Here is a 13066-nt window from a genome sequence, read left to right as displayed (position 1 = left end):
TTCCTCCTGGGGATGTTATTGTTTTTATATTTCCTTCATCATCGTAATCTATGGTCATCTTATTATTATTTCTATCAATATGCCTTGAAAGTCTTCCCTGCCTGTCATACTGGCATGCCATTACTTCTCCTACAGGGTCTTTTATCTGTGACAAAAGATTTAAACTGTTGTAGGTGTATTCTGGTGTAAAAGATAATGCTAAAATAGGGCAATTACCAGCCACTGCATGAGAATACTCGAAACTTTCATAACATCTACCTAATCAATCCGAGGCAAAATCTATCGAAATATGGTTTCCATCAAGTGCATCAGCAATTAAATACCAAGAAGAAGAAATATAATTATAATAGTGCTTTCCAAAAACATAATAGAAAGCAAAGACTAACACAAGATTTTTACTTCCCATGTTAGCCTTTGAATCTTTGATTTTTCCTAGCTTTTTATTGAAATTCTACATCAATATTTACTAAGTAAAAAAACAACATAATTCTCTGTCCTAGACCTCTCTATACTAAAAACATGTCAGACAATTTTGTTTCGAACTACTTCAGAAACTGATGACATGATGCAATTAGTATTTTACTTTTGCATTTATTGCTAGTAATTAATATAGTAATCTACCTCTTCATCCATTTTACTAATGAAATCCTCAAGTGACTTAGCCACCTCATCTTGAAAGTATAAAACTGGACAAACTCCGTTTTCATCCTTTTTACTTAAATCTAAAGATAAATAAGAGCCTTCACTTACCTCAAAAAAAACCATTTCTTTTTCCATATCAATCATTTCACGATATTCATCATCATACTCATATCGTTCTTCACCTAGTATAAAATCTGCAATGCTACTAGGGTCCATAATTCTGTCAATAAAATTCTTATCCTGCTTACATAAAAAACCATACCCAACTTGTAAATAAAACTGTCTAAGTTCTCCAGGAAACATTTTTCCCATACGTTTTTCAGCTTCAATTATGTCAGCTTCATCCACTTTAAAAATGAGTGTTTGCTAGTTAACCTATTTTCATCATTTACTTCAAATATATATTTTTCTAAAAAACTCCACTTATTCATATTTAATATCTTCCTTTCTTAGTCTATTTTTTAGGAAATAACTTTCTAGCAGGTCCACCTGAACGATGAATTCCCCCTTGATGTTGTGTAGGATTTGATGCTGGAATAGAGTTCCACCACTCATTTTTTCCACCATAGTTTCGTTCTATGATGTGATGCAAGTCAAAATTATCACCTTTATCTAGATATATATCACCTTTCTTGGAGTAAACTGTTTCTTCATATTGTGGCAATTTTTGTCCTGTTTTTTCAGCCCACTCATCTCTCATTTTAGGTTTTAGTTTATTATATTCCTTAGTAATTGCTTCGTATTCACTTCTACTTACTGGTTTGCTATAGTCGTTTTGATAATAATCACTTAACACAAGTTCTCTTTGTTCTTTACCTATCTTTATTTCAGTCTGAGTTTCTAAATCTCTAAGATATTCTCTAAACTCATGTTCTTTTGCTTTCCACTGCTCACGAGTCATATTCGGATTGCTTGGATTTAGTTTGTCTCCTCTAAAATTAGAAGATTCCCTAGCCTTCTTATTCTCATATAAATTTGGATACTTCTTATATAATTCTATTTTCTTCTCACATGTTAAAGCATATCCGCTAGGGTCAACATAATTTATAGGATTATTAGCTACATAAGCATAAAGATTAAGTCCATCACCCCTGTATTCATCCTCCTGTGTAAACCTACCTACAACAGGATTATAGAATCTAGACCTTAAATAGTACTGATTCGTTATTGGATCAAACTGTTCTCCTGAATACCTAAATCTGTTATGAACTTGTTCATCAGCTTCTAAAGTATTACCGAAGGCATCATAAGAATAAGAATTTACTAAATTTCCAGCAATATCAGCTAATCCAACAACGTCACCATGATAGTTATTTAAATAATAGTAGCTATTATCTTTGCTACCTACTTGAGATATTAGCTCAATGCCCCTTACACTTGCTGCTTTTAATTTATCTTCTTCATCAAGCTCCGTTACTACACTGTCACCATCAAATACAAACTTACTAACTACACCACTCTCATCTACTTTACTTCTCAATCCTTCTGGATTATAGAAGTTTTTGATATAACTACCGTCTTGTCTTTGAACACTAGTTGTACGGTTGAAGCAATCACAAGTGTATTTTTTAGTGCCTTGCTTATTTGTTTCTGATGTAAGATTTCCTTGATTATCATATTTGAAATTTGTTAAATTTTCGTCTTCAATTAATGATGTTAATCTATTTCTACTGTCGTAAGTGTAGTTTGTTACTTGAGAATCTAATGTTCTCTTTACTCTATTACATACTTCATCATAGCTAAAGGCTCTATCGTATACTTTTATCTCGCCCTATCGGACTAACTCATATTTTAAATTTAAAACTAAGTTTTCTTGTATAATTATTTAATATCTATAAAACTTCCTTTTAATTATTTCTCTAAATCCTTAACAAATAATTTTATGAGGTCTACCGTCTGCCTTTTTATCAAAAGGCTTTTTTAATAAAATAAACTGCAAATTAGCATTTAACTTTCAAACTAATTTGCAGTTTATTTTATTGTTACTTTACTCTATTGATATAGCTTAATTGTTAAAGTCCTCCAAAGATTTTTACGAACCTAGTGAATCTGTTAATTTTTTTAGCTAAAACTAAATTTTCTACTATTTCCAAATTGCCTCAATCTCTTGGTTAACTTCCTTACTCCATTTGAAGTACTCTGGAAACTCCCTATATTCATGATATAAAAGGCCAATTATAACATTGTTATCTGGCTTACATATTATGCATGCAACTTCACCTTGTCTGAATAATTTAGGTTTTGATTGACCTTCAAGAAATTTATCGAGTGATTGTATAGTTTCTATGTCGTAAAAATGTGTTTTTAAAAGTCCCTGATATGCTAGTTCCTCCTTATTTCCTAATGTTTCAATTAGACCTTTATCTAAATGTGCTACTATACAATAGATAATTTTATACTTTTCTAAAACATCTTTTAATTTTATTTTATACATATCTCTACTTCTTTCCTTATTTATTTTGTAAAACCTGGATCATACCATTCATCTGGACCTGTTTGTATTAACCTTTTCCCTTTATTTTTCCATGTATCTCCAATCTCGCCTTGGCGCAATATATTACCTTGTGGCTCACTATTAAATATAGATTTTCCAGGGTGTCTAGTTGGTGAACCCTTAGTATGTTGGTTTCCTGCTGGATGTCCTGGCCCTGGAATTTCATCAATAACACCTCCATCTCTTACTGGAATCTGATGTCTATGATGTGGTGCTAGCTTTGTTCCCGCAGAATTTCCTTTTAAAAACTGATTTCGCTGTTCACTTGTAAAAGGACCTGGTTCATAAATCGGAGGTTCCGAAAAATCAAGATCCCTAGGACTCATTATATGTCCCTGTGGAATTTTAACAGGTTTACCTATATAATTCCTTACTACTCCTTCTTTATAATATCTCTCATCATGTTGCTGCTTATTCCACTGCTCACGGGTCTTATTCGGATTGCTTGGATTTGGTTTATCTCCCTTAAAATTAGAAGCTTCCCTAGCTAATTTATTCTCATATAAGTTTGGATATTTCTTATATAGTTCTATCTTCTTCTCACATGTTAAAGCATATCCACTAGGGTCAATATAATTTACAGGATTATTGGCTACATAAGCATAAAGATTAAGTCCATCTCCTCTATACTCATCCTCTTGAGTAAACCTACCTACAACAGGATTATAAAACCTAGCCCTTAAATAGTACTGGTTAGTTATTGGGTCAAACTGTTCTCCCGAATACCTAAATCTGTTATGAACTTGTTCATTTACTTCTAAAGTATTGCCGAAGGCATCATAACTTTAATTATTTACTATATTACCTAGTATATCCCTTGTCTGGTATCTAACATAAATTGTTTCCACCAAAATATAGATTAATTCTATAAGCTTTTAAAATCTGTCTAGAATATTTAGCATAAGCTTGAACAACTTTATTTCTATTTTTAAATTCTCCTTTAACAGAAAAATGATGAGCATTTGGTTTTTTCATTCCCACTATTGGTTGTCCTTTTAATTTTTTAACAAAACGCCAAAATTAGCATCTCTCTTTTAACCTTGAAAATTTAAATCTTTATAGTCCCTTATTATCTACTAATTTTTCTATATTTGAATAGAAGTACAATAAAAGACTAACATAGACTTTTTACTTTCCATATTAGCCTTTAACTTTACTTTTGTTTAGCTTTAATTCATAGGCCTGAAACCTTAGTAAACATTAAAAATATTAATTGGCATTACATATATCCACTCATAGCTATATCTATACCTACATTATTAACTAGTAGATCATATAGAGACGGTGCTATTTTTACTGCTTCCTCAATATCTAAGTCTGCAAAACGACACATATAAATTCCAAATCCGTCTTTTCCATTAAGATAAACTAGTGCACCACCACCTTCATCATCACCAATCGCAAGAGAATTTGGTAAGTACTTCTGAACGTAATATGCATCATTTAATTCTATACAGCTATTTGGTCCCCAAATACGAATATACATTTCGTTATCAACTTTAATTTCAATTTCTGTCGCTTGACGTATAATTTCCAAATACTCTAATGGAACTTCAATTGTTGAAAACTTTTTAAGAGATACTATCTCTTCCTCAGTGGCCGGACACTGATTAGCATCAATAGAAAACCTACCACTAATTTCTTCAAATATATCCATTTTAAATCAATCCCTTCGTTAAAACTTTATTCTTTGATATGGCACTTTAAGTTTATCAAGCATTTTATACTGTTGCTCTAATACCTTCTCTATTGTTCTACGTGAAAAACCTGCCTTTGTAAAATCCCCAACTATATTATACAATTCATCCTGTAAAGATGTACTCCACTTGCCTTTACCTGCAGCAAGTCGTTCATCACGCCTAGTGATTTGCAAATTAGTTATTATTGTATGTGGCAATGCTGGTAATCCATTTTGAGCCTTCCTAGTTTCAATAGTTACTGTTGGCGCAAGTCCTGCATTATATCCATACTGCTTCAGATTGTTTTTTGCCCATTCTTGCTGCAACCCATGATGTGATTGCAATGGTGCCCCATTTGGACCAGTTCCTTTAGGTTTAGGTAATGAATTTTTATGAGTTCTATTAAAATATATAAAATTAGATTCATTTGGATCCTTAATATTTTGATACCTATCAAATCTCTCATTATGTTTCTGTTGTTTCCATTCAGCTTTTGTCATTGACCTTTCCTTTGGATTTGGTCTAACATCTGAATTTCTATAATTAGAAGCTTCCCTAACCTTCTTATTCTCATATAAGTTTGGATATTTTTTATATAGTTCTATCTTCTTCTCACAAGTTAACGCATATCCACTACGATCAACATAATTTACAGGGTTGTTAGCTACATAAGCATATAGATTAAGCCCATCTCCCTTATATTCATCCTCCTGTGTAAATCTTCCCACAACTGGATTATAGAACCTAGCTCTCAGATAGTACTGATTTGTTACTGCATCATACTGCTCTCCACAGTATCTAAACCTGTTATGAACTTGTTCATTAGCTTTTAAGGTATTACCGAAGGCATCGTAACTATAGCTATTTACTATATCTCCTGCTATATCAGTTAAATTAACAACATCACCATGATAATTATTTAAATAGTAATAACTATTATCTTTGCCATTTACTTGAGATATTAACTCAATACCTCTTATACTTGCTGCTTTTAAACTGTTATTTTCATCAAGTTCTGTAACTACACTATCACCATCAAATACAAACTTACTTACTACACCATTTTCATCTACTTTATCTCTTAATCCTTCTGAATTGTAGTAGTTCTTTATATAACTGCCGTCAGACTTCTGTACACTAGTTGTTCTGTTAAAGCAGTTATAGGTATATTTAGTAGTTCCTAGTTTACCTGTTTCAGTTAAAAGATTTCCTTGTAAATCATACTGATAACTTATAGTATTTGATGTTTCTGTTAATTGTGTGAGTCTATTTCTAACATCATAACTGTAGTTTGTAACAAGAGAATCTTTAACTCTCTTTATTCTATTACCTACCTTATCATAGCCGAAGGCTTCTATGGTCTGATTTGGATATACTACTTTTTCCAGCCTATTTAAGTAGTCATAAGCGTAGCTTGTTATGTTACCAGCTTCATCTTTTCTAATCTGGTTACCATTATTATCATAGAAATACTTATGGTTTAAAAGCTCTTTGCCGTCTTTGGTCTTCGCTAATATTCCTGCTATATTTTTATCGGCATCATGTGTATAATTTATACTTATTCCATTACCATATTTTATAGCAGCTATTGTACTATCTAGATTATAAGTATAAGAAGCTGCCTTATTATTACCATCCCATACTTCTTTTAACATTCCAATTATATCATAATTATAACTTATTTTTCTACCTGTTATATCCTTTAAAGCGGTTATATTCCCATCTTTATTGTAGTCATATTCAAGAACAACTTTACCATTTATACTCTTAGTTTTAAGATTCATATTTGGAGTATAAGTATAATTATAAACCTTACCACCACTTATACCTGCAGCTAAACTTCCATCTTTATTGTACCTATATTCTTCTGCTGTGCCTGTAACTGCATCTCTCTTACTAACTATATTGTCATCTTGATTATATAGATACTCTATTATATTTTTATTTCTATCAATATGCCTTGAAAGTCTTCCCTGCCTGTCATACTGATAAGTCATTACTTCTCCTGCAGGATCTTTTATTTGTGCTAAAAGATTTAAGCTATTGTAGGTGTACTCTGTTTTATTTCCATTTCCATCTACTGTACTTGTTACATTTCCTATATAATCGTAGTCATACCACTCACGACTTCCATCTGCTTTTTGTACTTCCCTTACTTTTCCCCAAAGGTCTAGTTTGTACGAGGTTTCATTTCCTTCCCCATCTTTTATTCCTGTTATATTTCCAAGTGCATCATAGGTATACTGCTGGCTTACTGTACCCTTTTGTTTTGCTCCTGGGGTTATTATTGTCTTTACTCTTCCACCTATGTCATAACTGTATTCCACACCAGTTTTAGAAGCATCTAATTTTTCTATAAGCTCTCCAACTTCGTTGTACTTATTTTTCTGTACAATTACGCCAAGAGCATTGGTTACCTCTACAAGACGATTCATGCTGTCGTAGTTGTAGCTTGTACCTTTTCCATCATCTTCTTCTGCATTGTAGTTTTCTGGAGTTATGTGCTTTACTATATTGCCTGCTTTATCATAGTAAAGCCTTGTGACTCCTCCTTCTTTATCTACTATTTTTGTCTGCCTGTTCATGGCATCATATTCATAATTGATAGAGTTACCATTACAGTCCGTTTCTTTTATGATGTTTCCTGCACTATCATACTCATACTTAGTACTTCTTTCAGAGTCCTCATCCTTTGGATCTCTCTTTATTATTTCCACAAGCCTGTCTGCAGCATCATAACGTACTATATTTTCATAACCTTCTGGAGTAGTTACCTTTGTTATATTTCCATTGCCATCATACTCATATAGGGTTTTAGCTGCTGTTTTTCCTTTGGTTTCTTCTGCTAAATCTCCTTCATTTATCTCTTCGCTTACTTTTTCAAGCAAACCTACACTGTTGTAGTAATATCTAGTTACCTTATAAGTATTAGCATTTATCCTTAATCTTTCTAAGATTCTATTTCCAAGGCAATCATAGGCATACTGTACTTCTGCTCCTGTGGTATCAGTAATTTTTGTTATTCTGCTGTTTTTATCATAAGCATAAGTTATAGTATTCCACTCTTTAGGATATTTATTTTCATCCACATATTCTGGAGATATTTTCTCCTCTATTCTTCTTCCTGCTTTATCATAAGAATATAGAGTTACATTATATTTTATACTTCCTAAGTCTTCTTCCACAGGAACTCTTTTTTCAAGCATCCAACCTACCATATTATACTTATAAAGTGTTCCATATCTGGTTTCATCGGTATCTCCGCTTAAATAACCTTTAGCATCTATTTCTTTTACAATATTATCTTCTTCATCATAAACAAATCTTCTTGATACATTGCCCTCCGGGTCTTTTATAGTTACAAGTCTGTTTCTTTCATCATATTCATACTCTGTACCTTTTCCATCATCTGTTTCCTTATTGTAATTTACAGGGTCTATGGTTTTTACTATATTACCTGCTGCATCATATTTTACCCTGTAAACTCCACCTGTTGGATATATGGTTTTTATTCTTCTACAGCTGCTGTCATATTCGTATTCTACTCCTAAACCATCATCAGTATATCTGTCATAATAGTTTGGATTTATTTCTTTTATTAGATTTCCATAAACATCATACTTTACAGCAAAAACATTCTGCAGTGGGTCTGTAGTTTTTATAAGTCTGTCAAAGGCATCATAACGGAATTCATAACCTTTACCGTTATCTATACTATAATCGTACTCATTTGGGAATATCTGCTTTATCATGTTTCCCATTTTGTCATATAGGAGCCTTGTTACATTCCCTTTTGCATCAGTTATATGGGTTCTGCTATTTAAAGCATCATATCCCAGTTCTACAGTGCCATAAGCTGTAGTTACAACAGTCATTCTTCCTGCTGCATCATATTCATATCTTGATATGTTTCCTTCAGGGTCTTTTACAACTGTAGCTTTATCAATATGCTTCTCTCCATATTTTAACTCCACAGTATTCTTTTCTGGGTCTGTCTTTGTAATTATTCTTCCATATTCATCATAGGTAAAAGCTGTTTTTGCATAGCTTTCACCCTGTATTTTAACAAGTTCTTCTAATAGATTTCCTCTATTATCATAGCTATAAAGAGTTTCACCACCACCTGAAGTCTCTTTCTTTATAAGGTTATCATTACCATCATAGTAATATTTTATAAAGTAGCCTCCTGGATGTATCTCTTCAAGTAGATTTCCCTTACTGTCATAAATCCAATTAGTAGTTTTTCCTGCTCTGTTTGTTTCACTAACCTTATTATTATATTTATCATATAAAAATGGAAATATAATTTCCAATTCGAGTTACATTTTATGTAATTTAAACCATTTAATATGTGAGTAAAAATCTTTCCCTTTTTTGTGAATTTTTTATTGACAATAACAAAAAGTCCACATTTTGCACCTATTATTTGCCTTTGTAGCGCATTATTTTATGCATAGATGTTCATAGATAACTTTCTGGTTAGAAACTGAATTTGACGTGTTATATATCTTTAAAAACAGTTAAAAGCTAGCATAGAAATTTTACTTCCCATGCTAGCCTTTAGCTTTATTTCCTACTTAAATTGTAATTTACACCTAATAGGTTATAAAAAATTATATTTTTCAATCACTATTTACAGCCTACAAAGATTCTTAACAAATCTTTAGATGTCGCTTAATACTATACATATCCACTCATAACCACATCTATACCAATATTATTAACTAACAAATCTCTAAGAGATGGTGCAACTAAAACGGCATCTTCAATGTCCAAATCTCCAAATCCGACCATGTATAGTCCAAATCCTTTCTTACCATTAACATATAACAATACATTACCACCTTCATCATCACCTATTGCAAGTGAATTAGGAATATACTCTTGAATATAATGTGCTTCATTCATTTCTATACTATCAATTGGTCCCCAAATACGTATATACATCTCATCTTTTACTTTAATTTCAACTTCAGTTGCTTCACGTACTAATTCTAAATAATCTAAAGGTATTTCTATTGAGGAGAATTTTTCAAGTTCCTTTATTTGTTCTTCAGAAGGAGGCTCTTCTTTAGCATCTACTGAAAAATTATCACTAAGCTCATAAAAAATACTCATTTTAAATCTCAATCCTTTCATTAAAATCGAATTCTTTGATATGGAACTTCTAGTTTATCAAGCATTTTATATTGTTGTTCCTTTACTTTTTTAATAGCGTAATATACATCCTTTTAATCTTTGAATCTTTATTTTCGCTAAAATAATTAAATAAAAATAAACTGCAAATTAGCTTTTAACTACTGACTAGTTTGCAGTTTATCATATAATAATTTCCCACACTTATATAGTTAATTTATTAAAAAACTCTTACATCATATATTGATACATTAACTTTTTCATCAATATCCACTACAGCCTCACAGCTTAAAGTTAAATCACTTTTCTCATCATCAACCCATAAATTAATATCTGCTTTAAATTCCTTCTTAAAGTTCTTAGGATATTCAATTTCAAAAATATCTATATTGTTTTCAATAAATTCATTAGGTGGCATTGTTAACTTCTCATCATCAATTAGATATTCTTCTATTCGCTCCTTTATATCAGAAGCCGTAGCAACTGATATCTTTCCCATAACCTCAAGTCTATCATATTCTTTCTTAACTAGACACTCAATTATTTCCCTAACTCAATTAATAATTTCTTGTTCTTCCATAATATTAGCCTCCAGTTGTTTCATAACTTGCATTTATAGCCCCATTTCCAATATATTTCAACCCAACTACTAACTAGCTACCGCCTGCATTTTTATTAAAAGGCTGTTTAAAGAAAAACTGCAAATTAGTTTTTTTGATTTATAAACTAATTTGCAGTGAAAAATTATGTTGAACCTATTCTTATATTTTTTTTAATTATATACTCCTTTGATTTCTAGATGGTAATCTAACCTTTACTGAAACTATTAAAAGGCTCTATAGTCCCTTGATTTCAGAAAGTCACCAAACTCGTACACCTGTTTTATCTATAACTTCTGGTTTTGATTTTAATATAAATTCCTCTAAGTTATCTGCTACTATTATATATCTCTCTGCATCATAGTCTTCAAATTTAACATTACCAGTTTCATTTTCAACTACAACTATTTCTCCATTATCCTCAATTCCTAGAGGAGTATATTTTAATTCTCCATTATGTTCATCTGCATATTCTCTAAGTGTTTCTCTAAATTGTTCAAGTTCCAAATTTGGTACGATTCCATCTAATCTAACATCGTAATCTTCTCCTAATGCATTTATTTCAATAAACCAATAAGAGTTAAAAAATTCTTTAACATCATCATGAATTTTTACTTTAAACTCATCTTCTATATCTTTGAAATCATGAATTTTATGCTTTTCTACTGGTTTCCACTTATATGTTATAAATGGTTCTTCTTGAAAATTCGTATATGTATATATAGGTTCTTCTATATACATTCCTACCTTTTCTTCACCCGGTGCATTTTTTTCCCTTTTTACAGGTTTCCACCTAATCCATCCATCTTTATCATTTTTTCCTACATACACTAATAAATCTTCTTCTTCTATTTTTGGTGATATGGGGAACTTCTCTTCTGTTTTACTATATGCCTCTAGCATATCATCAAAGAATTTCTTCATAGCTGTTCTTACACTCATGTTTCTCACCCTCACTGCTACTGTTAGTTATTACAGAAAAATATTTTATAATTTTATAAAAATTGTTTTCCTCTTTGAAACCTTATAGACATTTTTTCTGTATATTTTTAAACTTAGTTACTAAATTTCCAATTATATAATAGCAGGTTTTAGCCCCAATATAAGTTCTTCTAAACTATTTGCAATTGTTTTATATGTTTCTGCTTCATAGTTTTCAACTTTTATTTTTCCAGTTTCATTTTCCAAAACAAGTGAGTCCATGTTATTTACAAGTCCCAATGGTATATAATTTAATTTACCTTCATGGTTATTCTTATAACCTCTTAATTTCCATTTAAATTCATTATATCTTTTATCACTTGGTTGTACTCCATCTAAAGAAATTTTATATGAATTATATGATGCTCTTATACGAATAAACCAATAAGAATTAAAATATTCTTTAATATTATTATGAATCTTTATTCCCAACTCTTCTTCAATATCTTTTAAATCATGAACTTTATCTTTTTTTATTGGTTTCCATCTAATCCATCCTTCTTTATCCTGTTCTCCTATGTAAATCATTTTATCTATATAATCAACATATGACGACATAGGATAACCTTCTTCTGTTTTACTATACCCTTCCATCATGTTATCAAAGAATTTTTCCATAGCAATTTTTACACTCATTATTTACCTCCTATTTTAGGTATCAAAACTTTTCCATTTTCACCCCAAATTTTAACACCATCTATTGTTAATCTGTTCCACTTACGTGTTTTACCAGTTCTATTCTTTATATTTTCTAAGTAATCAGCATAGACTTTATCATTTCCAGTATCACCAAATATCCCTAATCTCTTTTCTTCATTATGAATTCCTCCTGAACCTGGATGAACACCTGTAGGTACTGGCATTGCTTGTCCGCCACCTCCTATATGATGATGTACAAGTTCATTGTCTTCATAACCTTTATATTGAGGAAAATGCTTGATAAAAGTTTTATCTACTGTTGGTGCTTCATTATTTAAAATCATCTTCTTATTTCTATCACTGAATATTTCTGGACTCTGTTTAAGAAGTTGTTTGAAATACTCTCCAGGATTTCTTTTCCACCCCTGAGAATTTTTGCCCGAGAAATTTCGTCCTACATAATCCATTTCTACAATATATTTAGGATTAGCTACGTATATTGGATTTACTTCTCTTAAATCTACGCCTCTATAATTCCTTATTTTATCATTATATCCTGGAGTTCGCTGATTTCTATAATATTCTTTCCACTCTTCACGAGTTGTAGTTCTTTCTCTTGGGTCTACTTTTTCTCCACCAAAATTAGAAGATTCCCTAGCTTTCTTACTCTCTTCCAAGTTCTTATATAGATTTTCTTTTTGCTTACAGGTTAAAGCATACCCACTAGGGTCAACATAATTCACAGGATTATTTGCCACATAAGCATATAAATTTAATCCATCTCCACGATATACATCTTCCTGTGTAAATCTACCTACAACAGGATTATAGAACCTAGCTCTCAGATAATATTGGTTAGTTATTGGATCATACTGCTCTCCTGAATACCTGAACCT

13 protein-coding genes and 2 pseudogenes are annotated in these 13066 nt (G+C 31.3%); all 15 read right to left on the bottom strand.

Annotated elements, in window-relative coordinates:
- Nucleotides 1-223, bottom strand: a 223-nt coding sequence (locus tag HGI79_RS23580) for an RHS repeat domain-containing protein (RefSeq protein WP_185652675.1), incomplete at its 3' end; no start/stop codon positions are given.
- 374 nt (nt 224-597) lie between these two features.
- On the bottom strand, nt 598-954 hold the full coding sequence (locus tag HGI79_RS21280; protein ID WP_185652674.1) for an SMI1/KNR4 family protein: 357 nt from the start codon (nt 952-954) through the stop codon (nt 598-600).
- Between the two features lie 142 nt (nt 955-1096).
- Entirely contained in the window at nt 1097-2122 is a 1026-nt protein-coding gene (locus HGI79_RS21275; RefSeq protein WP_207725866.1) for an RHS repeat-associated core domain-containing protein, read from the bottom strand.
- Between the two features lie 45 nt (nt 2123-2167).
- Nucleotides 2168-2407 (bottom strand): annotated as a pseudogene (locus HGI79_RS23770) (hypothetical protein); the annotation flags it as partial.
- Nucleotides 2408-2725: 318 nt separating this feature from the next.
- The gene (locus HGI79_RS21265) at nt 2726-3076 is read right to left on the bottom strand and encodes a hypothetical protein (protein ID WP_185652673.1); all 351 of its coding nucleotides are present in this window, start codon (nt 3074-3076) and stop codon (nt 2726-2728) included.
- Between the two features lie 20 nt (nt 3077-3096).
- Entirely contained in the window at nt 3097-3462 is a 366-nt protein-coding gene (locus tag HGI79_RS23030; protein ID WP_241428300.1) for a hypothetical protein, read from the bottom strand.
- A gap of 228 nt (nt 3463-3690) precedes the next feature.
- Nucleotides 3691-3921 (bottom strand): annotated as a pseudogene (locus HGI79_RS23415) (RHS repeat-associated core domain-containing protein); the annotation flags it as partial.
- Between the two features lie 43 nt (nt 3922-3964).
- Complete coding sequence (locus tag HGI79_RS21255) at nt 3965-4111, bottom strand: hypothetical protein (RefSeq protein WP_185652672.1); 147 nt, start codon at nt 4109-4111, stop codon at nt 3965-3967.
- A gap of 244 nt (nt 4112-4355) precedes the next feature.
- Nucleotides 4356-4793, bottom strand: coding sequence for an SMI1/KNR4 family protein (locus HGI79_RS21250; RefSeq protein ID WP_185652671.1), 438 nt, complete (start codon nt 4791-4793; stop codon nt 4356-4358).
- Nucleotides 4794-4811: 18 nt separating this feature from the next.
- Complete coding sequence (locus tag HGI79_RS21245) at nt 4812-9128, bottom strand: RHS repeat-associated core domain-containing protein (RefSeq protein ID WP_185652670.1); 4317 nt, start codon at nt 9126-9128, stop codon at nt 4812-4814.
- Nucleotides 9129-9495: 367 nt separating this feature from the next.
- Complete coding sequence (locus HGI79_RS21240) at nt 9496-9954, bottom strand: SMI1/KNR4 family protein (RefSeq protein ID WP_241428299.1); 459 nt, start codon at nt 9952-9954, stop codon at nt 9496-9498.
- A 217-nt stretch (nt 9955-10171) separates the two neighbouring features.
- Nucleotides 10172-10450, bottom strand: a complete 279-nt coding sequence (locus HGI79_RS21235; protein ID WP_185652669.1) for a hypothetical protein — start codon at nt 10448-10450, stop codon at nt 10172-10174.
- A gap of 361 nt (nt 10451-10811) precedes the next feature.
- On the bottom strand, nt 10812-11492 hold the full coding sequence (locus HGI79_RS21230; protein ID WP_185652668.1) for a SecY-interacting protein Syd: 681 nt from the start codon (nt 11490-11492) through the stop codon (nt 10812-10814).
- 132 nt (nt 11493-11624) lie between these two features.
- Entirely contained in the window at nt 11625-12167 is a 543-nt protein-coding gene (locus tag HGI79_RS21225) for a SecY-interacting protein Syd (RefSeq protein ID WP_185652667.1), read from the bottom strand.
- Nucleotides 12167-13066: RHS repeat-associated core domain-containing protein (locus tag HGI79_RS21220; RefSeq protein WP_185652666.1), on the bottom strand; the 900-nt coding region annotated here is incomplete at its 5' end. The genes HGI79_RS21220 and HGI79_RS21225, both read right to left, overlap by 1 nt.

The sequence above is a fragment of the Clostridium sp. DJ247 genome (genome assembly GCF_014231265.1).
The sequence above is the reverse complement of the archived record's forward strand: the minus strand, read 5'-3'. Positions and strand labels throughout refer to the sequence as shown.

Excerpts from the sequence above, each read along its gene's own strand:
- HGI79_RS21280 (WP_185652674.1), bottom strand. The coding sequence starts at position 954 with ATGGGAAAAATGTTTCCTGGAGAACTTAGACAGTTTTATTTACAAGTT.
- HGI79_RS21265 (WP_185652673.1), bottom strand. The coding sequence starts at position 3,076 with ATGTATAAAATAAAATTAAAAGATGTTTTAGAAAAGTATAAAATTATC.
- HGI79_RS23030 (WP_241428300.1), bottom strand. The coding sequence starts at position 3,462 with ATGAGTCCTAGGGATCTTGATTTTTCGGAACCTCCGATTTATGAACCA.
- HGI79_RS21255 (WP_185652672.1), bottom strand. The coding sequence starts at position 4,111 with ATGAAAAAACCAAATGCTCATCATTTTTCTGTTAAAGGAGAATTTAAA.
- HGI79_RS21250 (WP_185652671.1), bottom strand. The coding sequence starts at position 4,793 with ATGGATATATTTGAAGAAATTAGTGGTAGGTTTTCTATTGATGCTAAT.
- HGI79_RS21240 (WP_241428299.1), bottom strand. The coding sequence starts at position 9,954 with ATGAAAGGATTGAGATTTAAAATGAGTATTTTTTATGAGCTTAGTGAT.
- HGI79_RS21235 (WP_185652669.1), bottom strand. The coding sequence starts at position 10,450 with ATGGGAAAGATATCAGTTGCTACGGCTTCTGATATAAAGGAGCGAATA.
- HGI79_RS21230 (WP_185652668.1), bottom strand. The coding sequence starts at position 11,492 with ATGAGTGTAAGAACAGCTATGAAGAAATTCTTTGATGATATGCTAGAG.
- HGI79_RS21225 (WP_185652667.1), bottom strand. The coding sequence starts at position 12,167 with ATGAGTGTAAAAATTGCTATGGAAAAATTCTTTGATAACATGATGGAA.